This window comes from Streptomyces griseus subsp. griseus (genome assembly GCF_000720255.1).
Lineage (GTDB): Bacteria > Actinomycetota > Actinomycetes > Streptomycetales > Streptomycetaceae > Streptomyces > Streptomyces griseus_I.
The window spans coordinates 25,533-50,408 of record NZ_JOJE01000006.1; the positions used below are offsets into that span (position 1 = coordinate 25,533).

At 69.6% G+C, this 24,876-nt stretch carries 26 protein-coding genes and 3 pseudogenes; 12 read left to right on the plus strand and 17 right to left on the minus strand.

What is annotated here, in order from left to right; genetic code table 11:
• From IG99_RS11000 to IG99_RS11035, 8 genes are all read right to left on the minus strand, one after another.
• Window positions 1-1,047 (minus strand): dihydrodipicolinate synthase family protein, encoded by a 1,047-nt coding sequence (locus tag IG99_RS11000; protein WP_078947647.1) that lies wholly within the window; start codon window positions 1,045-1,047, stop codon window positions 1-3.
• A gap of 67 nt (window positions 1,048-1,114) precedes the next feature.
• Entirely contained in the window at window positions 1,115-1,957 is an 843-nt protein-coding gene (locus IG99_RS11005; RefSeq protein ID WP_037672378.1) for a DODA-type extradiol aromatic ring-opening family dioxygenase, read from the minus strand.
• Complete coding sequence (locus IG99_RS11010; RefSeq protein WP_037672380.1) at window positions 1,957-2,208, minus strand: hypothetical protein; 252 nt, start codon at window positions 2,206-2,208, stop codon at window positions 1,957-1,959. Before IG99_RS11010 ends, IG99_RS11005 begins: the two co-directional genes overlap by 1 nt.
• A 15-nt stretch (window positions 2,209-2,223) precedes the next feature.
• The gene (locus IG99_RS11015; protein WP_051865197.1) at window positions 2,224-3,372 is read right to left on the minus strand and encodes an alpha/beta hydrolase family protein; all 1,149 of its coding nucleotides are present in this window, start codon (window positions 3,370-3,372) and stop codon (window positions 2,224-2,226) included.
• 38 nt (window positions 3,373-3,410) lie between these two features.
• Window positions 3,411-4,601 carry an NAD(P)/FAD-dependent oxidoreductase gene (locus tag IG99_RS11020; protein ID WP_037672383.1) on the minus strand — a complete coding sequence of 397 codons (1,191 nt, stop codon included), beginning with the start codon at window positions 4,599-4,601 and terminating at the stop codon, window positions 3,411-3,413.
• Window positions 4,598-4,825, minus strand: coding sequence for a ferredoxin (locus IG99_RS48685; protein ID WP_234311808.1), 228 nt, complete (start codon window positions 4,823-4,825; stop codon window positions 4,598-4,600). Before IG99_RS48685 ends, IG99_RS11020 begins: the two co-directional genes overlap by 4 nt.
• 40 nt (window positions 4,826-4,865) lie before the next feature.
• Complete coding sequence (locus IG99_RS11030) at window positions 4,866-6,065, minus strand: amidohydrolase family protein (RefSeq protein WP_037672385.1); 1,200 nt, start codon at window positions 6,063-6,065, stop codon at window positions 4,866-4,868.
• The gene (locus IG99_RS11035; protein WP_234311809.1) at window positions 6,062-6,655 is read right to left on the minus strand and encodes an amino acid synthesis family protein; all 594 of its coding nucleotides are present in this window, start codon (window positions 6,653-6,655) and stop codon (window positions 6,062-6,064) included. Before IG99_RS11035 ends, IG99_RS11030 begins: the two co-directional genes overlap by 4 nt.
• A 283-nt stretch (window positions 6,656-6,938) precedes the next feature.
• Here IG99_RS11035 and IG99_RS11040 point away from each other — a divergent pair, with 283 nt between their 5' ends.
• The 5 genes and pseudogenes from IG99_RS11040 to IG99_RS45240 all read left to right on the plus strand — a co-directional run bounded on the left by IG99_RS11040 (window position 6,939) and on the right by IG99_RS45240 (window position 10,999).
• Window positions 6,939-7,283, plus strand: a complete 345-nt coding sequence (locus IG99_RS11040; protein ID WP_267882527.1) for an FAD-dependent oxidoreductase — start codon at window positions 6,939-6,941, stop codon at window positions 7,281-7,283.
• Window positions 7,284-7,318: 35 nt separating this feature from the next.
• On the plus strand, window positions 7,319-8,143 hold the full coding sequence (locus IG99_RS11045; protein WP_037672390.1) for an alpha/beta hydrolase: 825 nt from the start codon (window positions 7,319-7,321) through the stop codon (window positions 8,141-8,143).
• Window positions 8,144-8,161: 18 nt separating this feature from the next.
• Window positions 8,162-8,332, plus strand: a pseudogene (locus tag IG99_RS47510) (IS1380 family transposase); the annotation flags it as partial.
• A gap of 865 nt (window positions 8,333-9,197) precedes the next feature.
• Complete coding sequence (locus IG99_RS11050) at window positions 9,198-10,232, plus strand: RICIN domain-containing protein (protein ID WP_158973174.1); 1,035 nt, start codon at window positions 9,198-9,200, stop codon at window positions 10,230-10,232.
• Window positions 10,233-10,357: 125 nt separating this feature from the next.
• On the plus strand, window positions 10,358-10,999 hold the full coding sequence (locus IG99_RS45240; RefSeq protein WP_078947672.1) for a PadR family transcriptional regulator: 642 nt from the start codon (window positions 10,358-10,360) through the stop codon (window positions 10,997-10,999).
• Between the two features lie 83 nt (window positions 11,000-11,082).
• On the opposite strand, the gene IG99_RS11060 is transcribed toward IG99_RS45240, so the two are convergent.
• Window positions 11,083-11,511 (minus strand): type II toxin-antitoxin system Rv0910 family toxin, encoded by a 429-nt coding sequence (locus IG99_RS11060; RefSeq protein WP_037672396.1) that lies wholly within the window; start codon window positions 11,509-11,511, stop codon window positions 11,083-11,085.
• A gap of 201 nt (window positions 11,512-11,712) precedes the next feature.
• On the opposite strand from IG99_RS11060, the gene IG99_RS11065 reads away from it, so the two are divergent.
• Together IG99_RS11065 and IG99_RS11070 are read left to right on the plus strand one after the other, a co-directional pair.
• Window positions 11,713-12,312: a Clp protease N-terminal domain-containing protein gene (locus IG99_RS11065; RefSeq protein ID WP_037672397.1), complete on the plus strand. Its 600-nt coding sequence runs from the start codon at window positions 11,713-11,715 to the stop codon at window positions 12,310-12,312.
• A gap of 88 nt (window positions 12,313-12,400) precedes the next feature.
• On the plus strand, window positions 12,401-13,399 hold the full coding sequence (locus IG99_RS11070; RefSeq protein WP_037672398.1) for an EamA family transporter: 999 nt from the start codon (window positions 12,401-12,403) through the stop codon (window positions 13,397-13,399).
• Window positions 13,400-13,425: 26 nt separating this feature from the next.
• Here the strand turns inward: IG99_RS11070 and IG99_RS11075 are convergent, their stop codons facing one another.
• On the minus strand, window positions 13,426-14,109 hold the full coding sequence (locus IG99_RS11075; RefSeq protein ID WP_037672399.1) for a pyridoxamine 5'-phosphate oxidase family protein: 684 nt from the start codon (window positions 14,107-14,109) through the stop codon (window positions 13,426-13,428).
• A gap of 35 nt (window positions 14,110-14,144) precedes the next feature.
• On the opposite strand from IG99_RS11075, the gene IG99_RS11080 reads away from it, so the two are divergent.
• A complete protein-coding gene (locus tag IG99_RS11080) occupies window positions 14,145-15,476 on the plus strand; it encodes an aminotransferase class I/II-fold pyridoxal phosphate-dependent enzyme (RefSeq protein WP_037672400.1) in 1,332 nt (443 codons plus the stop codon).
• Window positions 15,477-15,549: 73 nt separating this feature from the next.
• On the opposite strand, the gene IG99_RS11085 is transcribed toward IG99_RS11080, so the two are convergent.
• Window positions 15,550-16,524, minus strand: coding sequence for a DMT family transporter (locus tag IG99_RS11085; RefSeq protein ID WP_037672402.1), 975 nt, complete (start codon window positions 16,522-16,524; stop codon window positions 15,550-15,552).
• 58 nt (window positions 16,525-16,582) lie between these two features.
• Here IG99_RS11085 and IG99_RS11090 point away from each other — a divergent pair, with 58 nt between their 5' ends.
• Window positions 16,583-17,485, plus strand: coding sequence for a LysR family transcriptional regulator (locus tag IG99_RS11090; protein ID WP_037672403.1), 903 nt, complete (start codon window positions 16,583-16,585; stop codon window positions 17,483-17,485).
• Between the two features lie 7 nt (window positions 17,486-17,492).
• On the opposite strand, the gene IG99_RS11095 is transcribed toward IG99_RS11090, so the two are convergent.
• The gene (locus tag IG99_RS11095) at window positions 17,493-17,960 is read right to left on the minus strand and encodes a pyridoxamine 5'-phosphate oxidase family protein (RefSeq protein ID WP_037672404.1); all 468 of its coding nucleotides are present in this window, start codon (window positions 17,958-17,960) and stop codon (window positions 17,493-17,495) included.
• Between the two features lie 139 nt (window positions 17,961-18,099).
• Between IG99_RS11095 and IG99_RS11100 the strand changes: the two genes are divergently transcribed.
• Window positions 18,100-18,753 carry a cysteine hydrolase family protein gene (locus tag IG99_RS11100; RefSeq protein ID WP_037672405.1) on the plus strand — a complete coding sequence of 218 codons (654 nt, stop codon included), beginning with the start codon at window positions 18,100-18,102 and terminating at the stop codon, window positions 18,751-18,753.
• Here IG99_RS11100 and IG99_RS11105 read toward each other — a convergent pair.
• A complete protein-coding gene (locus IG99_RS11105; RefSeq protein ID WP_037672406.1) occupies window positions 18,740-19,252 on the minus strand; it encodes a Rieske (2Fe-2S) protein in 513 nt (170 codons plus the stop codon). The two genes, IG99_RS11100 and IG99_RS11105, sit on opposite strands and share 14 nt — an antisense overlap.
• 493 nt (window positions 19,253-19,745) lie before the next feature.
• On the opposite strand from IG99_RS11105, the gene IG99_RS11110 reads away from it, so the two are divergent.
• Complete coding sequence (locus tag IG99_RS11110; protein WP_234311810.1) at window positions 19,746-20,276, plus strand: hypothetical protein; 531 nt, start codon at window positions 19,746-19,748, stop codon at window positions 20,274-20,276.
• A gap of 42 nt (window positions 20,277-20,318) precedes the next feature.
• Here IG99_RS11110 and proP read toward each other — a convergent pair whose 3' ends face one another.
• The gene (proP, locus tag IG99_RS11115) at window positions 20,319-21,815 is read right to left on the minus strand and encodes a glycine betaine/L-proline transporter ProP (protein ID WP_037672408.1); all 1,497 of its coding nucleotides are present in this window, start codon (window positions 21,813-21,815) and stop codon (window positions 20,319-20,321) included.
• Window positions 21,816-22,161: 346 nt separating this feature from the next.
• Window positions 22,162-22,605, minus strand: a pseudogene (gene folE / locus IG99_RS45245) (GTP cyclohydrolase I); the annotation flags it as partial.
• Between folE and IG99_RS11125 the strand changes: the two are divergent.
• Window positions 22,532-23,095 (plus strand): annotated as a pseudogene (locus IG99_RS11125) (transaldolase family protein); the annotation flags it as partial. The pseudogenes folE and IG99_RS11125 sit on opposite strands and share 74 nt — an antisense overlap.
• Before the next feature lie 383 nt (window positions 23,096-23,478).
• On the opposite strand, the gene IG99_RS11130 reads toward IG99_RS11125, so the two are convergent.
• Together IG99_RS11130 and IG99_RS11135 are read right to left on the minus strand one after the other, a co-directional pair.
• Window positions 23,479-23,859, minus strand: a complete 381-nt coding sequence (locus IG99_RS11130; RefSeq protein WP_037672410.1) for an ArsR/SmtB family transcription factor — start codon at window positions 23,857-23,859, stop codon at window positions 23,479-23,481.
• Between the two features lie 191 nt (window positions 23,860-24,050).
• The gene (locus IG99_RS11135) at window positions 24,051-24,425 is read right to left on the minus strand and encodes a roadblock/LC7 domain-containing protein (RefSeq protein ID WP_037672411.1); all 375 of its coding nucleotides are present in this window, start codon (window positions 24,423-24,425) and stop codon (window positions 24,051-24,053) included.
• Window positions 24,426-24,876 lie beyond the last annotated feature (451 nt).

The window sequence follows — 24,876 nt, forward strand, 5'->3', positions numbered from 1 at the left end:
TCACACCTGGCTCAGAGCCTGCTTCGGGGTGCGCTTGCCGAACCGCTGCTCGATCTCGGTCCGGATCTGCAGGTAGCGCTTCACATGCTCGTCGGTCGTGGTCACATGCTCCTGCGGGACGAGGTCCTCGGTGTACGGCGGGCGGCACTTGCCGACGTTGAGGTAACCGGCGCCGTTCACCCGGATCTTCTCCAGCGGGATGTTGTACTTGGCGAACTCCATGAAGTCCTGTCCCACCAGGAAGGGTTCGTGGGCCCAGCGCAGCCGCTCGGTGAGCCAGCGTGCGTCCTCCATCCGCCCCTGCTGGAGCGCGTCACGCAGTTCCAGGACCGGGCCGGGACCCATCGCGGTCGTGGACGACCAGGCCATGCCGACGAGCTCCTCGCCGTACATCTCCCAGGCCGGGTACCAGTCGGTCTCGATGGACATCAGAGGGAAACTCGTCCCGGTGTGCGCCATGTCGTTGTGGTAGCGGAAGCCGACCGACGCACCGCCGGCGTACTTGACCGCCACCACCTGCGGCAGCTCCACGAGCGTCTTGTACACCCGCCGGGGGATGATGCCGCGGAAGGCCGCGGTGTTGTCGTAGACGACGATCGCCAGCTCGGGTACGGCGGTGGCGACGTCGCGGTAGAAGCGCTCCATCACCGGGGCGACCATCTCTCCCCACATCGGCCGTCCGAGCAGCGTGCCGGTGATCCCGAGATCGGCCAGGTACTTCATCCGGGAGACGGTGTCACGGGTGTTGAGCGTGGTAGCGCCGATGAAGACCGGGAAGTCCTCGTCGACGCTCCGGACGGTCTCCGCGACACAGGCCGCGTACGCCTTCCACTCCTCCAGGGTGAGGGTGGCCATCTCGCCGAGGGTGCCGTTGAGCGCGATCGCGTCGACGCCGTCGTTGATCAGGTTGCGGATCATGCGCTCGGTCTCGTCCAGGTCGACCGTGTCGACCGCGTCGACGCGCTCGGCGCCGGGCAGGGCCGGGGTCGGGGGGTAGGCCATCACACCGCGCATGTCGCGTCCGGTGATCTTGGGAAGCTTGCTCACGGTAACTCCTTCTGTAATTCCTGAATTCCTGGAAGCAGTGCGTTTTCTTGTGGGGCCTATGCGGTGGTCACAGCCGGGCTGCGGCGACCGCGGTGCCGGTGAGCCAGGTGGGTACCGGCTCGTAGGCGAGGACGTCGAAGCCGACCCCGGCCGCGCCGGCGGCGACGAGCCAGGTACGGATCTCGTGGGCGCCGTTGCCGGCCCGGTCGATCTCCTCGCCGGTGTAGTCCGTCAGGCGCTCCGGATCGCCCGACTCCAGCCGGGAGATGAAGTCGCGGTCGAACTCCTCGTTGATGTGGCCGGACTCGGGCAGTCCGACCCAGTGCGACAGGCCACCGGTGGCGAGGACCACCACCCTCTTGACCTCGGTCTGGTTCTCGACGGCACCGCGGATCATGCGCCCGAAGTCGTAGCAGCGCTTCGGCGTGGGCCACGGAGGGTTCACGCCATTGACGATCACGGGGACCAGCGGATATTTGGAGCCGGGGTCGAGGTGTTTCAGCGGGACGCAGAAGTTCTCGTCGAACTCCAGTCCCCCTTCGACCAGGGCGGGATCGAATTCCGCCTCGAGCGCGAAGGCGTACAGGTGGCTGCCCAGGGCGGCCGCGCCCGGGTACTGGTGCTGCTCGACCTGCAGAAAGCCGGCCATCTCTGCGGTCGCAGGCCCGAGATAGGAATCTCCGGTGGCGATCGCGAAGGCGGGCAGGTTGCCGAGGTGGAAGTTGGTGAAGTGCTCGACCGATACCGCGATCACGGCGTCCGGTTCGAGGTCCTCGATGCGACGACGTACGTCGGCATACGCCTGTTCCACCGTGGCCCGGGCGTCGGACGCGGCGCGCTCCGGCCACCCGGTGATGCCGGGCGAGTGGGATGCCGCGAAGGCGCCGACGATGCGGCCGTACGTTCTCATCAGGACTTCTCTCCTCGGATCTGCGCGTAGTACGCGGCGCGGTCGACCTCCAGCTGGATTGCGCAGAAATACAGCAGGTACGGGTTGACCCCGTGCTCGTACATCGACTTGAAGTCGAGGTCCTTCATCCAGGTGCGGAACTCCCCGGTGATGCCGTAGGCGTCGAGAACCTCGTCGGGGCTCGACCGATAACGGGCCGCCACATCGGGATGCCGGCGGATGTCCCACAGGAGTCGGTGGATTGAGTACACGGCGGTCTCCGTGCCTCAGCCGAGCCGCTGGACGAACCAGTCGGCAAGGCGCGCGGTCGCGACGGAGAAGTAGTCGTAGCTGCAGTGCAGCGAGCCGGCGCCGTCGTAGATGTCGGCGGTCACGTCGTCCGTGGTGAGGGCGTCGATGAAGCGCCGGGCACCCGCGATGTCCATGATGATGTCGTCGGTGCCGTGCATCACGTAGACCGGGATGCTGAGCTTCTCGGCCACGCCGTCCAGCGTGAAAGCGGCCAGCTTGCGGCGCGCCTCGGCGTCGTCCTTGGACCCGGTCAGCCACTGCAGCTGCTGCTGCAGGGGCGGGTAGAACTCGTAGAAGTCGGTGAGGATGCTCCACGTGCCGCACCAGGCCGCGACCGCCTTCACCCGCGGCTCGAAGGCCGCCGCCCGGGGAGCGTAGTAGCCGCCGAAGCTCACGCCGGCGAGTCCGATGCGGTCGGCGTCGACGTCGGGGCGCTGCTCCAGGAAGTCCAGGATGGCCGCGACGGGGACTTCGTAGTCGGGACGGCTGTAGAGCTGCTTGAAGCGCAGGGAGCTGCCGCGGCCGGGAGTGTCCACCAAGACGACGTTGATGCCGCGGGCCGGGAACTCGGAGCCGCCCAGGAAGTAGAGTTCCTCGGCCCAGGAGTCCGCGCCACCGAGGAAGAGGACCGTGGGCCGGGGCGTGTCCGAGGTGTCGGGCCGGACGAAGTAGCCGTCCATCGTCGTGCCCTCGAAGGGGACCTGGATGCGCTCGATCAGTCCGTCGGTGAGCTCGGCGGCCTTCTGGAAGTTCGCCGTCCCCTTCCTGTACGCCTGCTCTCGGCGCGGGTCGGAGGACGCGAGGAAGAACTCCGAGTGCCGGTGGTAACTGCACGACCGCTGCAGGGACCGTTGCGCGGTGGTGATGTCACCGCGTTCCAGAGCCGCCTCGCCGGCAGCCGCGACCTCTTCGGCGGTACGGCTCCATTCCCGCTGCCAGACCTCGCCGTCGGTCGTCGTGCGGCCGATGCGGGCGGCGGTGCGCGCGCATTCGAAGAGGTCGGCGCCGCCTACGGCTACCTGCGCGAGCAGACGCATCGTCTGCAGCGACCAGTCCTCGTCCTGCGGGAACAGTTCGATGATCGACAGGGCGTCACGGTTCTCGGTTATGGCTGTGCTGGTCATCTGTGTCCTTGGGTAGTGAGGCGTGGTGCCGGGGCGGGTCAGGAGGAGACCAGGCCGGACCCGGCCACCTCGGCAAAGGGTGTGCGGGCGGCGACCGCCTGGCGCAGCGCGGCGAGTTGGCGTGGAGCGTTGACGCACACGGCGCCGCTCAGGAGTCCTCGGCGGCCGTAGACCGCGACGAGGGTGGTGTCGTTCTCGGTGAGGATCTCGACGTCGTCCGCTGCCCCCGGCCGGCCGACGCAGCGCAGCTTCGCGTCGAACTGGTCGGTCCAGAAGAAGGGGACGGACTCGAAGGGGCGTCGCTCGCCGAGCAGGGTCGCGGCGGCGTGACGGCCCTGCTCGACGGCGTTGGTCCAGTGCTCGACGCGCATCGACTCGTCGAATGTCCGGTTGTGCCATCGGACCACGTCCCCGGCGGCCACGACGTCGGGGACACTGGTCGCGAGGTCCGGTTCGCAGAGGATTCCGTCTCCGACCGAGACCTCGGATCCGTCCAGCCAGGACGTGGCGGGTGCGGCTCCGACGGCGACGAGCAGGGCGTCGGCTGCGAGGGTCTCGCCGTCGGCCAGCCGGACCAGGGTTCGAGGGCCCTGCTCCTCGATCTGTGCGACACCCGTGGCACACAGGATCCGGACCCCGTGTTCCTCGTGCCGACGCCGGAACCAGTCGCCCACCTCGGGGCCGAAGGCCCGGTGCATCGGCGACGCGGCGATGTCCACGACCGTCACGTCGAGCCCCAGTCCTCGCGCGGTGGCAGCTGCCTCCAATCCGATGAAGCCCGCGCCGATCACGACGAGATGGCCCGAGTTCCGCAGGGCACGGAACAGCCGTTCGGCGTCATCGACGCCGCGGAGCTCGTGGGCACGGGTGATCCCGGCCGTCAGGGCGGATCTGCGCGAGGACGAGCCGGTGGCGATGACCAGGCCGTCGTAGGCGATCGTCGTCCCGTCGTCCAGTACGACGACTCGACCGCGGGGGTCGAGGCCCGAGGCGGCATGTCCGAGGCGGAGGGTGACGCCGTGCTCCGTGTACCAGCCGGGGGGCCGCAACGCCAGTTGCTCATGGTCGATTCCGTCGGCCAGCGCCTCCTTGGACAGCGGCGGTCTGGTGTACGGAAGGTGCGGCTCGGCGCCTACGAGGACAAGGTCGCCGGAGAAGCCGCGTTCCCTGATCTCCTCCAGCGCGTTGACGCCGGCCAGCGAACCGCCGACCACCACGATGCGCTTCACGGGTTCAGCTCCTCGACGCGTATGGCCTGGGCCGGGCAGCAGCGGGCGGACGCCTCGGCCTTGGCTCGCAGGGCGTCGCCGGGGTCGCTCAGGCGTAGGACCGCTCTGTTGTCGTCCTCGTCGAAGTCCCAGATCTCGGGGGCTTCGATGAGGCAGTTGGCGTACCCCTGGCACTTGGCCGGTTCGAAGATCACCTGGACGGACATGACACTCTTCCTGTTCACGCGGGGCACGTTCCGCTGATGGCCCCAGTCGGAGATTGCTCTAGTGACCGGTGGCGGCGAGGTGTGGCATGGCCGGCTCGACGTGCACGAGGCGCGCCGCCCTGGGGGTGTTGCGGCTGGTCAGGTTGCGCAGGACACCGGCGGTGATCACGGCGGTGATACCGGGGATGTCCCCGATGGCCAGTGCTCCGAGCGCGTCGTCGGCCGTCGATCCCCAGGGCGCGTCCATCACGACGATGTCCGCGGCCGCCCCGGCGGCGACGAAGCCGGCGGGCAGGCTCCAGGTGCGGGCGTTGTTCCCGGTGGCGGCAGCCCACACCTGGGCCGGGTCGATACCGGACAGGGAGGAGAGCTCCGCGACCGTCTTGATGACGCCCAGCGGCATCACCCCGGTGCCGGTCGGGGTGTCCGAGCCGATCACCACACGGTCGAAGCGGTCCTCCGCGTGGCATTTCTCGATGATCCGGACCGCGGACCGGAGATTTCCGGCCTGCACCAGCTGCAGGGCCATCCCGGTCTGCTCGATGATCGTGTCCACGCCCGCAGCCGGCAGCGACGTGGGGCCGCCGTTGATGTGTCCGCACACGTCGGGCGCGAGGTGGAGCAGGTGTGCCGGGGTGATCGGCTTGCTGCCGGGGATACTGGCACCGCCGGAGTGGCACATGACCGTGATGCCGTGCTTCTGCGCGGAGCGGACCTGGTCGTATCCGTCGGCCGGATCCTCGTAGAGCCCGAACCCGAACTTGGCGAGGCGGACACCGGCGGCCTGGAGGTCCGTGAAGTCCTGGTCGGTCAGGCACGGTTCCAAGACGACGGACCCTGCGTGCACGGTCATGCCCCCTGGGCTGAAGCCCGCGAAGCAGGACCTGGCGGCGATGGCCAGCGCCTTGACGCCTGCGGCGTCGTGCGGTCGTCCGGGGGCGTGGATCTCGCCGGGCGAAACCACGCTGGTGATGCCGCCGTGCACGTAACTGGCCAGGAAGTCGACGGTCTTCTGACGAGGTGTGTAGTCCCCCAGTACGACGTGACAGTGCGAGTCGATCAGCCCTGGGGCGATCGTCGCGCCCTGGGCGTCGACGACGACCTCGCTGGCCTCCACCTGTGCGGCCAGTTCCGCCCTCCGGCCGACCGCTGTGATCGAGCCGTCGACGGCGATCACGGTGTCGGCGTCCTCGATGACGGGTTGCCGGTGGTCGCCGGACAGGATCGTGCCCGCGCCGGTGACGGCGATGCTGTTCACGACGTCGCCTTGGAAGTGTCCGTGGCGTTCGCCTCTGCGGCGGTCATTCCACCCACCCGGGCGTTGATCCGGCCCCGGTTGGCGACCGCCGCGATGATGACCAGTTCATCGGGGTGGGGGGCGTCAGGGAGGTGCACGGTGATCGCGTCGTAGTGGCTGCGGACCCAGATCTCGTCCTTGAAGGCGAGGGGTACGTCGATGGTCGTGCCGGCGGCCCCCGCCTTGGTGACGGACGTGATCCACGCCTTGCCGCCGCCGATCGCGTCGCGCAGGGCGTTGCCGAAGGTGGAGGTGAGTGCGGCGTTGATGTGCTCCTGCTCGCCGTCGGTGCCGACGACGCCCGCCTTGCCGTAGCTCTGCGGTGCCTGGCCGAGCAGACGCACGGCCTCTTCACCGAGTCGGGTGCCGATCTCCTGGGACGCTTCTATGAGCTCGGAGAGATCGGCGACGTAACCGCGACCGGCGAACGGGTTGGTGACCACGGCGCAGACCGCGATCTTCTTCAGCGGCCCCTGGCCGTCCGTCCGTCCGGCGGCGAGATGGGTTTCCTCTATCTGGGCGAAGGTCCTACGGACGACCAGACCACTCACGGCACTTTCCTCCATTGCGGCTCTGCCTGCAGATGCTGCAGCGATGGCAAAAACACTAGGAAAGCTGCTGCCGCCACACAGTCCCCGTTCGGGTGTATTGGGCCTGCCCGGGGCCGGGGCCGGGGCCGGGACCGAGTACGGCCGAGATTCAGGAGTACTCCGTGGTCGCCCTGAAGGCGGGACTTCCCGTCGCCGCGACGGCCACCCAGGGTGAAAGGGAAACTGCTGGACATGGAAATTCGTTGGTCGTGCGCGTGGACGACTGCGGTAGCACATCTGCTACCTGCGGACGGCCGATGACGCAGCGGCGCTGCGGGAACGCCTGCGAGCCGCGTCTCGTGTCGCGGTGATCGGCGGCGACTTCGCCGCGCTCGAGGTGACTGCCACGGCGACCGAGATCGGAGTGCTCACGACGGTCATCGAGGTGGCGCCGGTGCCGATGGCGCGGGTCCTCGGGGACGAGGTGGGCAAGTGGTTCCGGCGTCTGCACGAGCATCATGGTGTGGTGATGGTCTGTGGGGGGCTTGCCACGGGCGTCGACCGCGTTGGTGAGGAGTACGTCGTCTCGGTGCCCGGTCGCGAGTCGGTCCGTGCCGACCTAGACCCCCGAATTGCCCCGTGCGGGTGACACAGAACTGCCCGCTTCGCAGGAACTATCAACATATGCTGAAAGAGACTTCCTCTACGACAACCGAAGTTGTCGACGGAATCGCGCTGACCCAGGTCGAACCGGATGGCGGAGCCACCCACGCCAACCCGATCGTCTTCGTCCACGGTGGGTGCCACGGCGCGTGGTGCTTTGCCGAATGGCAGGGTTGGTTCGCCGCGCGCGGCTGGCGCAATGTCGCATTGGACTGGCGCTCACACGGCTCCTCGGCACCCATGGAGCAGCAGCAGTGGCTCAAGCGTCCCATCACTGCAGTCGCCGAAGACGTCGAAGTCGCGGTCGCGCGCCTGGCTGAGACGACCGACGCTGCACCGATCGTCGTCGGACAGAGCATGGGGGGACTCGCCACCTTGACCTACGCCGCCACCACTGGTCGAGACTTGGCTGCGATCGCGCTCATGGCACCGGTGTTGCCAGGGCGTTTCGCTCCAGAACCGGTGGATCTCGCGATCGACATGGACCAGCCATGGGGGCCGCCGCCGCTGGAAGTCGCCCGCGAACTGTTCTGGCCGCGCGTCAACCAGGATGTCGCGAAGACGTACTACGCGCGGCTCCAACCGGAGTCGCCGACGGCCGTCTGGCAGGCTACACGCTGGACTGCTGAGGTCGACGTCGCTGCGGTCCGGGCGCCGTCACTCGTAGTCGCCGCCGGCGACGACGTTCTTGCGCCGGCCGACCACGTTCGTGCCCTCGGCCGCGTCCTCGGGGCGTACGAGATCTATCGCGAGGACGCTGGTCATTGTCTGTCGCTCGACCCGGTCTGGAAGGAAGTCGCCGAGCAGACCGAAGCCTGGCTTCTCAACGTCATCACAGGACCGTAGCTGTAGCTCCGGCCCGTACAAGCGGTGGCATGGGAACCCCGCCGCCTGCGGCTCCGCCTGTTCAGCCCGGCCGGCCACCTCGTCACCACCGGCTGCCGTCAGATCCTCCGCCTCGCCCGCCACTGGCACTGGGCTCATGTCGTCACCAGCGCCCGCGAACGGCTCGATCAACTACCCAACCCATTCTGACCAGTAGCTTTCCCGTCCCTGCGAGCCGTACCACCGTCATGACGTGCAAGGGTGTTCGGGTGCGGCGTAAGAGCGTCGTCGTTCGGCTGGCACTCGGCGTTGACCGCGTCGGCGATTTCACGCAGTCGGCGGGCGTAGGGGGAGTGATCAGGCACGAGAGCTGCTCCGGGCGGTCCAGCCAGGCGGATGGCCACCCGTCCCATTGGGCCAATGGAATAGTCGGCGCGAGGGGCGGCCGCACCCCGGCGTGGGGCCGCCGCCCCTCGTGCACTGAAGTCAGGCTCAGAACCCGCGGGCGGTGAGCCATTCATCCCGTGCGACCGAGACGATGTCGCCGATGGGACAGGTGATCGAGTTCGTTGTCCAGCGCGAAGCGCTTGATCCGCTTCTTGAGCTACAGGGCAGCGGGAACCGATGAGTCGAGACTCTCGCGCGATGATGCGCCGCTTGAGTACGACAGCGGTCTCAGGAATGTTCTTGGGATGGCCGGATCCCTGAGCCCACGGTGTTCCCTCGCTGGGCGCTGCCTGCGATCGTGCGTCCTGTTCCTGGTGAGGCGCAGGAGAGGACGGCTCAGCCTGCCGGCCGCCAGGATCCCACCGACGCCGGCGGCGAAGCCCGCTGGGAGAACGGTCGCGTCGCGTGCGTCGAAGGACGAGGCGCCGTCGGCCAGCGTTGTCGATCCTCCGCACGGCAGCCTTATGGCGACAGCCCGCCCGCCAGCACGGTGACCGGGATCAGCGTCTCGCGGTTGCGGGCGGCGTCCAGGACGCGCAGGGGGTTCCGGCCAGGCGCGGCAGGGCGTAGGTGCGGCGGCAGTCCAGCACCTCTCCTGCTGACATGCGCTGCGGTCGGACAGCCGCAGGTGATAGGCGTTGAGCCCGCCGTTGTTGGTCTTCTGGGTGCCGACCCGGCCGAGGATCTCCGCGGCGCCGCCGCTCTTCTCCAGCAGCACGTCGGAGCTGACGGTGTAGTTGCTCCAGGGGAGGCGGGCGCTCGGCGAGCCAGGACCGCCACCGGCGCCTGGTCGCTGCTGAAGACGAACACCTCCTGGACGTGGACGACCCTGGCGAGCGGCACGGTGATCGCGCCCGGCACGAACACCTGGCACAAGATGACCCTGTCCTTCCAGGGCAGTACCCTCACCGCCAAGATCGACGGCACCACCGTCGGCATGGTGACCGACACCAGCTACGGCGGCGGCCTGGTCGTTCTCGGCACCGCCGGCTACTACCCCGTCCAGTACTCCAACCTGTCCATCACCCCCGGTACAGTGCCCGACCTCTCCGGCACCTACAAGATCGTCGGCGTCCAGAGCGGCAAGGTACTGGAAGCGATCGGGGCCGCCACCGCCAACGGCACCCTGATCGACCAGTGGACCTACAGCGGAGGCACCCACCAGCAGTGGAAGCTGACCTGCAACAGCGCCGGCTACTACACCATCACCGGCGTCGGCAGCGGTAAGGCCCTCGACATCGACCACGCCACCACCTGGCCCGGCACACAACTCCAGCTGTGGACCCCCACCGGCAGCCCGAACCAGCAGTGGAAGATCGCCGCGACCGACAACGGCAACTACACCAAGAAGTCCCGCCTGGACGGCTACCGGGTCGACGTCCTGGGCAACTCCACCGAGGGACCTGCCCGGTGGGTGTGGTGGGGCACCGTGGGGTCGTCTCGTAAGGACGTGGACACTCCCAGGCCCGCTAAAACCACGGGTGGTGTCCGGAATCGACCTCGAATCGGCGCCAAGCGAAGCCTCCAGGATTGCCGTCCTGGAGGCCTTCGATTGCCTGGCTCCTCAGCGGAGGCGGACGTCCCCAACGCGGCTCGACCGCGGTCGAAACGGTGCCCCGCCATAGTGGCCGGTGGGCGAATGCCCTCTTTGGGTGTCAATTGACCCTGAAATGTGACAACTCTCGCTGAAAGCCTCACGCGATCAGTCATCAGCGCCCTTGTCACGGGAACCATACCGATATATCGTTGAGCCATCGCGACAGATCAAGATGGAATGGAGTGATGGCGATGCACAGCCATGGATTCGAGCGTGGACATGGACGTGGGCACGGAGAAGGCGGGCCCTCACGGCGTGGCTGGGGTGGCTTCGAAGGGCGTCGTGCCGCCTTCGGGCCCTTCGGGCCGGGCGGTGCCGGGCCCTTCGGTCCCGGAGGGCCCGGGTTCGGGCCCGGCCCCTGGGGTGGCCGGGGGCGTGGCGGACCCAGGGGGAGGGCGCGGCGCGGGGACGTACGGGCATCGATCCTGGCCCTGTTGAGGGACCGGCCCATGCACGGCTACGAGATGATCCAGGAGATCGCCGAGCGCAGTGGCGGGGCGTGGAAGCCCAGTCCCGGCTCGGTCTACCCCACCCTCCAACTGCTGGAGGACGAGGGGCTGATCGCCAGTGCGAGCGAGGGCGGCAAGAAGCTGTTCTCCCTCACTGAGGCGGGCCGCGCGGCGGCCGACGAGGGTCCCGACGCGCCTTGGGAAGAGGCCGGGCGTGGCGTCGACTGGGAGGCCCTCGGTGAGATCCGGCAGGCCGGGTTCGGCCTGATGGAGGCCTTCGGTCAGGTCTGGAAGACCGGCAGCAAGGAGCAGCGCGACAAGGCGCTGGCCGTGATCAACGAAGCCCGCAAGAAGCTGTACCTGATCCTCGCCGACGAGGACTGAGCGCCTGGTGGTCATGACGGGCGCCCCGCGGAAACCTCCGCGGGGCGCCTTCACGTGTCCGATCGAAAAGTGCGGCCGTGCTGTCAGGACACCAGTCCGCCCAGCTTGCGCAGCGACTCGTTGAGGGCCGCGGTCGCGGAGTCCTTCAGCTTGCCCGCCATGAGCGACACGGCCGCTCCCGTGAACTCGCCGTCGATGCGCACCGTCGTGGCGTCGCCGTCGGGGGTCAGCGTGTAGCGCGTGGCGACGGTCACCGCCATCGGGCCCTTGCCCCGGATGGCGAGCACCCGGGCCGGCTCCAGTTCCTCCACGGTCCAGTCGACCTCGGCCGGGAACCCCATCAGCTTCATGTTCTCCTGGAAGGTCGCGCCCGTTTCGAGCGTCTCGGGGCCGCCCCGGGGGAAGCTGGTGTGCGTCGCGTTCCACTCCCCGTACGCCGGCCAGTCCGTGAGCTGCGTCCAGACCTTCTCGGCCGGTGCCCCGATGCGTGCCTCCGCGCTGACTTCGGCCATGCGACCACCTCTTCGTGACGGGCTACGGTGTCGCGGAACGTAGCCGCAGACCCTGCAACATTCAATACTGATGAACCGTCAGAAACGCCTGATCTCCTCCGTGAGGAGGAGAATCCGCGGCCGATGTCCACTTCGCGTGGGACGGGAAAATGCTCCCCACCGAGGATGCCTCGCACCGGACGGGAGTGATGGGGTGGGGATGTGCAACCCCGTATCCCCCGGCAGGCGGCCCGCCACCACGGCCTCCCCGCCCAGGGCCCCGCTGACCGGGCTCTCGGTGACCAGGGCCCCCGCGCCGCGGACGTCGTCGGCGGGCTCGGTACCGAGCTGGCAGCGGTGCTCGGCGCCGCCCGCCGACGTGCGGTCAGGGACGGGGACCGCCAGATCGACACCGCGCATCTCCTCCACTCGCTCCTGGAGTACGACCCCGAGGCGCGCGCCGCCGTCGCCGGCGACGGCGCGCGGATCGCCCGCCTCCTCGGCTACCTCGTGCAGCGCAGCATCGGCTACGGCCTGCGCTGGCAGGGCAGCGTCGAGGACTCCGGCGGTGTACCCGTCGTGAGCGACGTCGCGGGCTTCTCGCCACTGGCCGCCGCCGCGCTCGCGGACGCGCGCACCCGTGCCGCACGCCGCGGCGCCGCACCTGCCCACGGCCTCGACCTGCTCACCGCGATCGTCGCCGACCCGCAGGCGCGGGCCGTGGAGGTGCTGACCCGGGCCGGTATCGACGCACGTGGGCTGGCCGCCCGCATCGAGTCACGACCCCGGGAGTACGCCGGCGACGGCCACCCAGGCCACTGAGACGGCGGCCCGCACCCGCTCGTCCAGCCGGTGAGACAGGTGTCAACGGGGATGACGCTCATGTCGCCGCCTGTCATCATTGCGTACCGTGCATACGTCTGGGAGCAGTCAGGCAGGTCGGAGCAAGAGCGTCGGGCTCGGTCTCGCGGTCGCCTCGGCGATCGCGTTCGGAGGATCCGGCATCGCCGCCAAACCGCTGATCGAGGCGGGACTCGACCCGCTGCACGTGGTCTGGCTGCGGGTGACGGGCGCCGCGCTGGTGATGCTCCCCATCGCCGTACGGCATCGCGCGCTCGTGCGCCGCAGGCCCGCGCTGCTCCTTGCGTACGGTGTCGCCGCGGCCGGTGTCCAGGGCTGCTACTTCGCCGCGATCTCCCGCATTCCCGTCGGTGTCGCGCTGCTCGTCGAGTACCTCGGGCCCGCCCTCCTCCTCCTCCTCTGGGTCCGGTTCGTGCAGCGCAAACCGGTGACGCGGGCCGCGGCGCTCGGTGTGGTGCTCGCCGTGGGCGGACTCGCCTGTGTCGTCGATGCCTGGTCGGGACTGCGCTTCGACGCACTCGGCCTCCTCCTCGCGCTCGGCGCCGCCTGCTGCCAGGTCGGTTACTTCGTCCTGTCCGACGACGGCGGCGACTCGGGCGACGAAGCCCCCGACCCCCTCGGCGTCGTCGCGCACGGCCTGCTCGTCGCCGCCGTACTGCTGACCGCCTTCGTCCGCCCCTGGGCGATGGACGCCTCCGTGCTCACGCGCTCCGTCGACATGGACGGCACATCGGTACCCGCCTGGCTGCTCCTGGCCTGGGTGGTACTCGTCGCCACGGTCATCGCCTACGTCACCGGCGTGGTCTCCGTACGCCGGCTCTCCCCACAGGTCGCGGGCGTCGTCGGCTGTCTGGAGGCGGTCGTCGCGACCGTCCTGGCCTGGATCCTCCTCGGCGAACACCTCTCGGCGCCCCAGGTCGCGGGCGGTGCGCTGGTCCTGGCCGGGGCGTTCATCGCCCAGTCGAGGACGCCCGCCAGGTCCGCCCCGGATCCGGTGGCCGCGGGGGGCCCGGGGCGGGAGGCGTCAGCGCGGAAGACGGCTTCCTAGGGACCGGGCCCCGTGGGAAGTGCCCGTCACAGGACCGCCGCCACATGCTCGGGCAGCTCGGTGCCCGGCGCCAGGCCGGGGTCGGCGAGCGGGGTGTCGTAGCCCTTGCGCAGGGGGACCACGCCGGCCCAGTGGGGGAGGGCGAGGTCCTCGGGTTCGTCGTTCACCCCGCCCGTGCGCAGCTTGGCGGAGACCTCGTTCAGGTCGAGGCGGATCACCGCGGTGGCGGCCAGTTCCTTCTTGTTGGCCGGCCGGGAGCCCGCGGCGCGACCCGGTACGACATGGTCGACCAGGGCGTCCAGCGCCGCCCGCTTCTCCTCGGGGTCCGTCACGTCGTGGGCGATGCCGTGCACCACGACGGAGCGGTAGTTGATCGAGTGGTGGAACGCCGAGCGGGCCAGGATCAGCGCGTCCACGTGGGTCACGGTGAGGCACACCGCGAGGCCGGGGTCGGCCTGGCCCGTCATGCGCAGGGGGCGGGAACCCGTCGAACCGTGCACGTACAGCCGCTCGCCGACCCGCCCGTACAGCGTCGGCAGAACCACCGGCGCGCCGTCCCGGACGAAGCCGAGGTGGCAGACGTAGCCCTCGTCGAGGATCGCGTGCACCAACTCCTTGTCGTACGAAGCCCGTTCGGCGGAACGTGTGGGGACGGTGCGGTCGGACGGGGGGTAGGTGGCGGGTGTCGTCGTCTGCGGGGTCCCCTGCATGGCGATCTCCATTGTACTAGTGCATAATGATGTTTGTGCTAGGAGACTATCCGATCAAAGGTCGGCGTGCGGCGGACATTGCGGCGAGCATCGAGAGCGCGGTCGGTGCGGGCGAGCTGGAGCCGGGCCAACTCCTGCCGCCCATGCGCGAGTTGGCGGAGCGGCTCGAGGTGAACCCGAACACCGTCGCGGCCGCGTACCGCACCCTGCGCGAGCGCGGGGTCATCGAGACCGCCGGGCGCCGCGGCAGCCGGGTGCGGTCCGCGCCGGCCACCACGGACCGCGAGTTCATCGGGATGGACGTACCGGACGGCGTACGGGACGTCGCGAGCGGCAACCCGGACCCGGCGCTGCTGCCACCGCTGGCCCCGGCGTTCGCCGCGGCCGCGGAGCGGGGCGACCGGCAGCCGGTCCTCTACGGGGACGAGCCGGTGGAGCCCGAACTGGCCCGCGCCGCCCGGGCCGGCCTGGACGCCGACGGTGTGCCGGCCGGACCTGTGGCCGTCACCTCCGGCGCGCTGGACGCCATCGAGCGGGTCCTCGCCGCACACCTCAGGCCCGGGGACACCGTCGCCGTCGAGGACCCCGGCTGGGGCGGCCTGCTGGACCTCGTCCCCGCGCTCGGCCTGCGCACCGTCCCCGTCGGCCTCGACGACGAGGGGCCGCTGCCCGAGGACGTGCACCGGGCCCTGGCGGGCGGAGCACGCGCTCTCGTCGTCACCGACCGGGCACAGAACCCGACGGGCGCCGCGGTGAGCGCCCCACGCGCGCGTGCCCTGCGCTCCGTGCTCCAGGAGTACCCAGCCACCCTGCTGATCGAGGACGACCACGGCGACCGGATCGTCGACCTGCCCCTGCATCCGCTCGCGGGGGCCACGCACCACTGGGCGTTCGTGCGCTCGGTGGCCAAGGCGTACGGCCCCGACCTGCGACTCGCCCTGCTCACCGGCGACGCCGTCACACTCGACCGGGTGCGTGGGCGGCAGCGGCTCGGGCCGGGCTGGGTCAGCCGGATCACACAGCGGGCCGTGCTGCGGCTGTGGGCCGACGGCGCGATCGACACCCGGGCCGTGGCGCGGTCGTACCGGGAACGGCGTGACGCGCTGATCGACGCACTCGCCGAGCGGGGGATCGCGGCGCACGGACGCAGCGGTATGAACGTGTGGGTGCCCGTCCGGGACGAGACCGGCGCCGTCGCCCGCCTCCTGCACGCCGGCTGGGCGGTCGCCCCCGGTGCTCGCTTCCGGATGAGCGCCCCGCCCGGCATCCGGATCACCGTCGCGACGCTGACGGCGGACGAGATCGTCCCGCTGGCGGACACGGTCGCCGCCGCGGTGGGGGCGGCCCCGGTGCGCAGTCACGTCTGAGGACGCCCGGCCAGGGGGACTCCGGGCGAGGGCCGCTGCTTCAGCGGCCCGGGGCCCGGCCGCCGGCGCGGGGTCACCGCCGCTTCCCGGCCCGCCCCTGCGTCAGCGCGGCGCCCGCCAGCACGATCACCGCGCCGACCGGTGTCGACCAGCTCAGCGACTCGCCTAGAATCGCGACGCCCGCGGCGATGGCGATGACCGGGGTGAAGTACGTGACCATCTGGGCCGTGGTGGGGCCGACCTCGGCGACCAGGCCGTACTGGAGGAGCAGCGCGATGCCGGTGCCGAGCGCGCCCAGCGCCGCGACGGCGAGCAGGGGGACGACCGGGAAGCTCGTCGGGAGGGTCGTGAACAGCGGGGTGACCGCGGCGAGTTGGAGGGTGGCCAGCAGCAGCTGCGCACCCGTCAGCGACAGGTGCGACTCGCGCGACCCCGCGAGGGTGCGGCGGACGTAGATCCAGCCGATCGGGTAGCTGAGCGAGGCCAGCAGGGCCATCGCGGTGCCGGTGACGTCGAGGCCGCTGAAGCCCTGCCAGGCGCCGAGCACCGTCAGCACCCCGAGGAAGCCGAGTCCGAGCCCGGCGACCCTCAGACGGGTCGGGCGGTCCTCGGAGAGGGCTACCAGGGACAGAGCCATGCCCCACAGCGGTGAGGTCGCGTTGCAGATGCCCGCGAGCGTGGACGGGATGGTCAGCTCCGCGTGCGCGAACAGGGAGAACGGCAGCGCGTTGAGCAGGAAGGCGGCGACCGCCAGATGGGCCCAGGTCCGCGCGCCGCGTGGCAGCCGCTCCCGCTTCGCCACCAGCGCCGCCACCAGCACCGCCGTACCGAACACCAGACGGCCCAGGGTGACCTGGAAGGGGGCGTAACTCTCGGTGCCCACCTTGATCAGGAGGAAGCTGAAGCCCCAGATCAGCGACAGGGCGCCGAAGCGCAGACGCCAGTCGAGGGCACGGCGCGAGCCGGAGGGGGCGGCGGGGGACTGGGTGCGTGGGGTCGTGGCGGTGGTCATGCCGGCAACGATGCTGGACGTGATCTCGTAGCACAATCGAGATTTCGCACCCTGTACCTCGTAGCAACGCTTATGCATGCCTACGATCGGACGCATGCTGAACCTTGAGCGTCTACGCACCCTCGACGCCCTCGCCCGTCATGGTTCCGTCAGTGGCGCGGCCGCGGCGCTGCACATCACGACCTCGGCCGTCTCGCAGCAGTTGGCCAAGCTGGAGCGGGAGGTCGGGCAGCAGCTCCTCGCCAAGAACGGACGGGGCGTGCGGCTGACGGACGCGGGCCGGCTGCTCGCGGAGCACGCGGGGCGCATCCTGTCGCAGGTGGAGCTCGCCCAGTCCGACCTGGAGGCACAGCGCGGCCAGGTCGTCGGCGAACTCCGGCTCTCCGCGTTCCCGACCGCCGCGCGCGGACTGTTCCCCACGGCGCTGGCCGCGCTGCGGGCGGATCACCCGGCGCTGCGGGTGCGCTCCTGCGAGCTGGAGCCGGAGAACGCCATCGCGGCCGTCGTCCGCGGGGACCTCGACCTGGCCGTCGTCCTGGACTGGTACAACAAGCCGATGGCACTGCCCGAAGGCCTGGTGAAGGCGTCCCTGTTGGACGACCCCGCCGATGTGGCGATGCCGGCCGGGCATCCGCTCGCCGGACGCGACGAGGTGGACCTCGCGGAGTTCGCCGAGGACGAGTGGATCACCTGGGGCGAGGGCGAGTTCTGCCACGAGTGGCTGATGTTCACCCTGCGCTCCCGGGGCGTCGAGCCGATCGTCGGCCACCGCGCGGGGGAGACCCACACCCAGTTGCAGCTGGTGGCAGCGGGGCTCGGCGTGTGCATCGCCCCGCTGCTCGGCCGCCATCCGACACCCCCCGGCGTGGTGACCGTCCCGCTCCGGCAGCGCGTGCGCCGCCATGTCTACGTCGTCTGGCGGGCCGACGCCGACCGCCGCCCCTCGATCCGCGCGGCGGTCGAGTCCCTTCGGGCGGCGGCACGACGCGTGGGCTGAAGGGCCGCTACGCCCCGCCCAGCTTGCGGAAGTCCCAGGAGACGACCTTCTCCGGCGTCAGCCGTATCCATGCGTGGCGGCCGTCGTGCGGCATCTCCTCAAGGCGGAAGTTCTTGCGCGCGAACAACGTCTCGGGAACGTCGAGTTCCGCGCACAGCTCCCCGATGCGCGGGCTCTCGCCCACGAAGTCCACCGTCCCCGACAGCTCGACCCCCTGCAGCTCGTCGTACTCCTCACCCGTGTCGACCACGATCGCGACCCGCGGGTCACGGCGCAGGTCGGCCCAGCGCTTGCTTCGCACCACCGAGTACAGCCAGATCGAGACGCCGTCCCACGCGAACCACAGGGTGCTCACGTGCGGGGCGCCGTCCGCGGAGACGGTGGCCACCCGGCAGGTGCGCTGGCTGGTCAAGAAATCGTCCAGCTCACCCGGTGTCATCATGATCTTCCGGCCCCGGCGCTGAGTTGCGGTCATGCGGCCCCCTCTTCTCTTCTCCCACGTCGTGTCAGAGAGATCCTCTGACATCACGTCAGAAAAGGATGGGTCGTCTTCCCTCCACACGCAACGGTGACTACGCTCACCCGCCCCACCCCGCAGGCGACCAGGGGGCACCATGCCGTCGTACGAACAGCTCGGTGAACTCCTCGACCCCGCCACCACGGTCCTGCTCACCGTCGAGTGCCAGCAGGGCGTGGTCGGCCCCGACAGCGCCCTGCCCGAGCTCGCGCGTCAGGCGCACGCCTCGGGTGCCCTGCCCAACGTCGCCCGGTTGGTGGCGGCCGCGCACACCAGCGGGATCCAGGTCGTCCACGCGATCGCCGAACGGCGTCCCGACGGCCGCGGCGCCAGCCGCAACGCCCGGCTCTTCCGTGCCGCGGAACGGCTCCCCGTGCGGCAACTTTCCGGAACCCCGGCGGTACAGGTGGCGGCCCCGGTCCAGGTCGCCCCGCAGGACCTGGTCGTACGCAGGCTGCACGGCCTGTCGCCCCTCGCGGGCACCGACGTCGACGCGCTGCTGCGCAACCTGGGCTGCCGCACACTGATCGTCACCGGCGTCTCCGCCAACGTGGCGGTCCCCAACGCCGTCTTCGACGCCGTGAACCGCGGATACACCGTCGTGGTGCCCGCCGACGCCATCGCGGGGGTGCCCGCCGAGTACACCCCCGCGATGATCCGCCACACCCTCGCGTTGGTCGCCACGGTCGCGACCACGGACGAGGTGCTGGCCTGTTTCGAGCGGCAGCGCGACAGTGTCAGGCGAGGGTGATCTGGTCTCCGCTCACGGTGATCTGCACGGCGGGCAGCGGCTGCTTCGCGGGACCGCTCTTCACGCTGCCGTCGGCGATGTTGAAGTTGCTGTTGTGGCAGGGGCAATTGATCACGCCGTCGGCGATGCTCTTCACCGGACAGCCCTGGTGGGTGCAGATGGCCGAGTACGCCTTGAACTCGCCGGCCTTCGGCTGGACGACGACCACCTTCTGGTCGGCGAAGACCTTGCCGCCTCCCTCGGGTATGTCGGCGGTCGTCGTGAGCGCGGTACCGCCGCCGGAGCCGCTCGACGCGGCACCGCTCGGGCTGCCGCCCGCGTCCGCGCCGCCGGTCGAACCGGTCGAACCGGCGGACGAGGAGGTGTCCGTCGAGCTGGAGGAGTTGTCGTCCGAGCCTCCGCACGCGGTCAGCGCGGCGGCGAGGCCCGCGGCTCCGGCCGCCGCCATGACGGTTCGACGAGCAGGTCCCGATGCGGGCTTGAACGAGGCGCTGGTCATTGCAGACGTTCCCTTCCGGGGGAGGTTCGTGATCCGTGCACAGGTACGGGCCGAGGGCCCGGGCTGTTCAGACCGTGTCGCGATCTAAACCCGTTCGACGTCTGCTGTGGGTAAACCACAGCTGTCGGAGTGCTGTCGCCCGGCCAGTGGATGTGCCTTCTCGAAGCGCGTCGGGTGGCCGCGATGTCGGGCCGCGAACCACGCGCGTGGGGCGGACCTGCCCGGCCCGGCCTCGCGCATCGGAGGCGACGGTGTTCGACCGCGGGAACGTCCACTCCACGCCGGATCCCTCGCGTGCCGACCCATGCTCCATGAGGGGCACCGGCAGGTTCCACGGCATGGATGGCCGGGGCGGGCGACTCTATGCTGTGGCCTGCGGCGGCCGCCCGATCCTCTGTCGTCACCCGTCGATGATCAACGGTGGCCGCATCCGCGCCGATCGCTCCCTGCCGTCCGGACAGGGGATACGGGTGTGCCGGACAGGGGGCTGATCATGCGGTTGACCACGTCACGACGGACGTTCCGGCGCTTCGGCAGCGCTTTTGCGGGTGGCTTGGCCCTGGCCGCGACCACAGGATGCACCGTTCCCGTCGATGCCGTCGCCGGCATCTCCGTGACCGCCGACGGACACCTGCTCGGCGTGATGACCGTCTGCGGACATCACATCGATGGCGCGACCCTCTACGTGGACAGCGCCGACGCCAACAAGCAGGTGGAGGTCGGTTCGTGGACCGCCGACCGCCCCCTCACGCGGGGTCTCGCCACCTGGACCCTCGATTCTCCTGCTGCCGGCTGGACCACGACCAGATCTCTCGTTCCGCTCACCGCCAGGACCACCTACGTGCTCTACGGCTGGACCAAGGACAACTCCTGGTCAGCGAGCAGCGTCACCTTCACCCTGGCCGACCGGGACCGGCTCACCCCGGGAAGGGTTCGCTACGACAGCGTCTCGGAGGACGGCGACGAAGTCGCGATCACCGTCTCCATGGCGGAGTTCAAATCGAGGGCCTGCCAGAACACCTGACACCATGACGTGCCCTCGCCGACGTCAACTCCCCTCTGGTGCTCAGAACTTGGGGCGGGGCGACTGGGCCTCGACCAGTTCCGCGGCCTCTGCCTCTGTTTCGACGGAGGGCGGGGAGCCGGCCAGGGGCTGGTTGGCGGTTTCCCTCATGCACAGGACGGCGACGACGCCGACCACCGCGGCAGCCGTGGCGTAGTAGGCGGGCATGAGGGTGGTGTCGAAGACGCTGATCAGAGCGGTGATCACCAGAGGGGTCGTGCCGCCGAAAATCGAAGTGGCGAGGTTGTAGGCGACCGAGAGGGAGCCGTAGCGGACGTGGGTGGGGAAGATCGCCGGAAGCGCCGCCGACATCGTGCCGAGCATCGTCACCAGGGAGAGCCCCATCAGCAGCAGTCCCAGGGTGATGAGGACGACGCTGCCCTGCCGGATGAGAAGGAAGGACGGCACGGACAGGACGAGGAATCCGAGCATCCCCGTCATCAGCAGGGGCTTGCGTCCGAAGCGGTCCGAGAGCCGCCCGACCTGGGTGATGACGCACATCTGAAGGACCATCACGATGAGCAGGATCAGCAGCCCGTGATTGGTCCCGTAGCCCAGTTCGTCGGACAGGTACGTCGGCATGTACGAGAGCAGCATGTAGTCGGTGATGTTGTACGCCGCGACGAGCGTGAGGCACACCAGCAGCGGCCGCCAGTAGCGGGTGAAGATCTTGCCGAGGTCGGCGGCGGCCGAGGTCTCCACGGCGTCGGCGGCCTCGCTCGCCTTGACCTGGCCGCCCTCCAGTTTCTGGAAGGCGGGCGTCTCGTCCAGCTTGAGCCGCAGGTACAAGCCGACGAAGCCGAGTGGGGCCGCGACCAGGAAGGGGACGCGCCAGCCCCACTGCAGCATCTGGTCGTCGCTGAGGACGCTGGTGAGGACGACGACGAGGCCGGAGGCCCCGACGTACCCGGTGAGCGTGCCCAGTTCCAGGAAGCTGCCGAAGAAGCCGCGGCGTTTGTCGGGCGCGTACTCCGCGATGAAGGTCGATGCGCCGCCGTACTCCCCGCCGGTCGAGAAGCCCTGCACCAGCCGGAAGAAGATCAGCAGTACCGGGGCCCAGAGGCCGATGGTGGCATGCGAGGGTATGAGGCCGATCGCGAAGGTCCCCACCGACATCATGATCATGGTGAGGGCGAGGATGCGCTTGCGGCCGACCTTGTCCCCGAGCGGCCCGAAGACCATTCCGCCGAGGGGACGCACCAGGAAGGCCACCGCGAACGTCGCGAAGGAGCTGAGCAGTTGGGCGGTGTCGTTCCCGGAAGCGAAGAACACCTTCCCGATGGTCGAGGCCAGATAGCTGTAGATGCCGAAGTCGTACCACTCCATCGCGTTGCCCAGAGCGGCAGCCTTGGTGGCACGCTTGACCGCGGCCTCGTCGGTCACCGTGATGTCGCTGCGACGCAGCTTCGGGTTGCGTCGCTTCTCGATCGCGCGGAACAGTACCCGGTGCCGTTTCACAGCTGCGGGATCCACCGACTCGTCGTTGTCGGTCGCCGCCATTACGTCGTTCCCTTCGCCGATCGTCTTCCCCAACAACGCCTGCACAGTTCTCGCGCGCTCAAACGAACGCGTTCGCTCAGAGGAACGACCTGCACGCCTGCGCGAAGGAGGTGCGGGTGCGTGGTGTCCGGCGGCCGGCGGCCGGCGGTGGGGAGGAGGGCAGAGCCCAACCGCCGGTGGGACCCCCAGCAACGGGGTGAGGAGTGCTGCCTCGTCGACGACCAAGAGTCGGCAGTGGGAAGCCGCGCCGAGGACGGCTTGCGAAAGCTCGTGCACTACATCGGCGTCTCGCTCGACGGCCGCATCGCCGGCCCCGGCGGCGAGTTCGACTTCTCTCCGCAGGACAGGTGAGAGTGCTGGAACCGGTGGCCTGGACTCCGCGCAGGGTCATGCAGGTGTGTTCGGCTTCGATCACGACCCCGACGCCTTTGGGTTCGAGGTGCGTGTGCAGCCAGTCGGCGACCTGCTTGGTCAGGCGTTCCTGGACCTGAGGGCGGAAGGCGAAGTGCTCGACGACACGGGCCAGTTTGGACAGGTCGAGGATGCGGTTGCCGGGCAGGTAGCCGACGTGTGCCGTGCCGATGACGGGCAGCATGTGGTGCTCGCAGACCGATCGGACCGGGATCCTGCGTGCCAGCACCAGCTCGTCGTAGCCCTCGTCGTTGGGGAACGTCGTCAGGTCGAAGGGGCGCGGGCTGAACAGTTCGGCATAGGCGCGGGCCATGCGGCCGGGGGTGCCGTGCAGGCTCTCGGGGTCGGTGGCCTCCTTCTTCGTCAGCCGGGTGGACACCGAGGTCGACAGCCGACTGGACAAGATCGGCACACCTGAAGCACGGGAGCTGCGCGGGCGGGCCGCGATCGCCAACGCCCGCCTGGCATACCTGCACTTCGAGGAGGCACGGTCGTCGCAGCGATGGAGGGCCCTGGCTGCGGCCGGGATGCGCCCGCAACGCCCGTTGTGGGCATCCACCGGTGTGAAGGACCCCGCCTACGACGACACCCGCTACGTCGATGAACTGGTGGCGCCAGGGGTGGTCAACACCATGCCGGAACAGACCCTGCGGGCGACGGCGGACCACGGCCGCATCCAGGGCGACACCATCCATGGCACGTATGCGGAAGCCCGGCGGGTACTTGATGACCTGGAGGCTGTCGGGGTGTCCTACGACGACGTGGTGCGTGTGCTGGAGGAGGAGGGCGTAGCCAAGTTCACGGCCTCCGGCAACGAGCTGTTCGAGCAACTGGATGCCGAACTGCGGGCCAAGCGCTCCGCCGCCTGACGGAGCCGGCCGCCGGCCGCCTGCCGCCGGCCGGACGATCCGTGGGGGACCCGCCTCCCGCGACCGTCGATCGGCGGACACACCGCGCGAGACACCCGGCAGGAGCCTGAGGTCGGCCGGATCTCGAAGGGGCCGAATTCGGCGAAGACGAAACCCGGTCGGGTAAGTGCTCCATTACGTGCTCGATGCGGTCGAGCTTGGCGTCGCGCTCGGGGTCGGGGGATTCCTTCCAGGTCTCGCCGTGCTGGAAGGTGATGCTACGGATGACGCGTCCGTGCCGGGATCCGTCGGCGGACGCGAGCGCGGTGGCTGAGCCCGTCCAGGTACGCAGAGTCACCGATCACCTGGCCACAACGACGCCAGTGCTGTGACCGCTCGTGCTGTTACAAAACGGGCGAGGGGCGGTTGGCTCCGTCCGCAGTGAGGGCCGGCTGGCGGTCTGCCTGCTGGAGTTCGGCAAGCAACTCGTTTTGGCCGGCGATCAGTTCGGTCAAGATGCGGCGGGCCGCGCGCAGGAGTTCGGCCACGTCACCGCCGGCAAGTGCGTAGCTGACGGTCGAGCCCTCCCGGATGGAGACCACGATGCCCGAGCGGCGCAGTACGGCCAGTTGCTGGGAGAGGCTGGACGGTTCGATCTCGATCTCGCTGAGCAGGTCGCGTACCGGGACGGGGCCGTTCTGCAGCAGTTCCAGGACCCGGATGCGTACCGGGTGACCGAGCATGCGGAAGAACTCGGCCTTGGCCTGGTAGAGGGGGACCTGCATGTGAATCGCTCCCTGCCGCGTGAGGGCTGTGTCGGGGCACGGCGGCCTTCTGCGTGCCACCGCAGGCGGTGCTGCGAACCGATCCTCGTGGATCCGGCCCCGCACACCCATGGGATTGCTCTGATCTGGATGTGCCCAGTTGAAGAAATCTTCAAGTGGTGGGCGTGCGGGGCCATGGAGCACGCGGCTTGCTACACGTCCAGTCCCGCCTCGACCCGCTTGAGCTGGTGGCGGGCCATGGCCAGGTTCGATGTCCTCCTGTCGAGCACGAGGTAGAGGAACAAGCCGTTGCCACCACGGCCCTTGAGCGGCCGGAGGAGGTGGTACTGGCTGCCGAGCGTGATCAGCATGTCCTCGATTTCGCCTTTGAGCCCGAGGTGTTCCATGGTCCTGGCCTTGGCGCGGATCACGTCCGTGTTGCCAGCCGCCGCAACAGTCAGGTCGAGGTCCTTGCCGCCCCCCAGAGTGCCCAGCGCCATACCGCTGGTGTAGTCGACCAGGGCAGTCCCCAACGTTCCCTCGATCGACGTCATGATCTCCTTCAGGGAGACCTCCACATTGCTCATCCAGCATCTCCTCCTGGGATCTCTGCGCGGCTCGGGCATCGCCCTCCCCGCCGGTGCCCAGGACCCTATGCAGTGCCTGTGCCGGGCAGTCCTGTTGTTCCGGTACTGGATGAGGGAGCGAAAAAGATGTCGGATGATGCGCTGTCTGTGACCGCTCGTGTTCGGCGGGGACTGACCGGTCGCAGAAGGGAGCGGCGGGCAGCGCGGGCCCGGATCGCCGCTGTGGCGGTCGCCACGGCGCTGTGCCGGGTGCGGAGACAGCCCGGCCCTTGGTGGTCAGGCGTCTTCGGGACGCGCCGGTCCGGGGCTGAGGACGGTTGCCAGGGTCTGGGGTGAGTCCGGGTCCGTGCGGCGGCGGTGAGCTGGGCCGACAGGGCATGGAGCGGGTGCGGGTGCGGGTGCGGGTGCCGGTTGGTCGCGTGGAGCGGTGGCGCATCGCGCTGGTCGACGC

What these genes read in the sequence shown, in the direction of transcription:
- IG99_RS11005 (WP_037672378.1), bottom strand. Translation starts at nt 1,957, where the DNA reads ATGAGAACGTACGGCCGCATCGTCGGCGCCTTCGCGGCATCCCACTCG.
- IG99_RS11015 (WP_051865197.1), bottom strand. Translation starts at nt 3,372, where the DNA reads ATGACCAGCACAGCCATAACCGAGAACCGTGACGCCCTGTCGATCATC.
- IG99_RS11045 (WP_037672390.1), top strand. Translation starts at nt 7,319, where the DNA reads ATGCTGAAAGAGACTTCCTCTACGACAACCGAAGTTGTCGACGGAATC.
- IG99_RS45240 (WP_078947672.1), top strand. Translation starts at nt 10,358, where the DNA reads ATGCACAGCCATGGATTCGAGCGTGGACATGGACGTGGGCACGGAGAA.
- IG99_RS11060 (WP_037672396.1), bottom strand. Translation starts at nt 11,511, where the DNA reads ATGGCCGAAGTCAGCGCGGAGGCACGCATCGGGGCACCGGCCGAGAAG.
- IG99_RS11075 (WP_037672399.1), bottom strand. Translation starts at nt 14,109, where the DNA reads ATGCAGGGGACCCCGCAGACGACGACACCCGCCACCTACCCCCCGTCC.
- IG99_RS11090 (WP_037672403.1), top strand. Translation starts at nt 16,583, where the DNA reads ATGCTGAACCTTGAGCGTCTACGCACCCTCGACGCCCTCGCCCGTCAT.
- IG99_RS11095 (WP_037672404.1), bottom strand. Translation starts at nt 17,960, where the DNA reads ATGACCGCAACTCAGCGCCGGGGCCGGAAGATCATGATGACACCGGGT.
- IG99_RS11100 (WP_037672405.1), top strand. Translation starts at nt 18,100, where the DNA reads ATGCCGTCGTACGAACAGCTCGGTGAACTCCTCGACCCCGCCACCACG.
- IG99_RS11105 (WP_037672406.1), bottom strand. Translation starts at nt 19,252, where the DNA reads ATGACCAGCGCCTCGTTCAAGCCCGCATCGGGACCTGCTCGTCGAACC.
- IG99_RS11110 (WP_234311810.1), top strand. Translation starts at nt 19,746, where the DNA reads ATGCGGTTGACCACGTCACGACGGACGTTCCGGCGCTTCGGCAGCGCT.
- proP (WP_037672408.1), bottom strand. Translation starts at nt 21,815, where the DNA reads ATGGCGGCGACCGACAACGACGAGTCGGTGGATCCCGCAGCTGTGAAA.
- IG99_RS11130 (WP_037672410.1), bottom strand. Translation starts at nt 23,859, where the DNA reads ATGCAGGTCCCCCTCTACCAGGCCAAGGCCGAGTTCTTCCGCATGCTC.
- IG99_RS11135 (WP_037672411.1), bottom strand. Translation starts at nt 24,425, where the DNA reads ATGAGCAATGTGGAGGTCTCCCTGAAGGAGATCATGACGTCGATCGAG.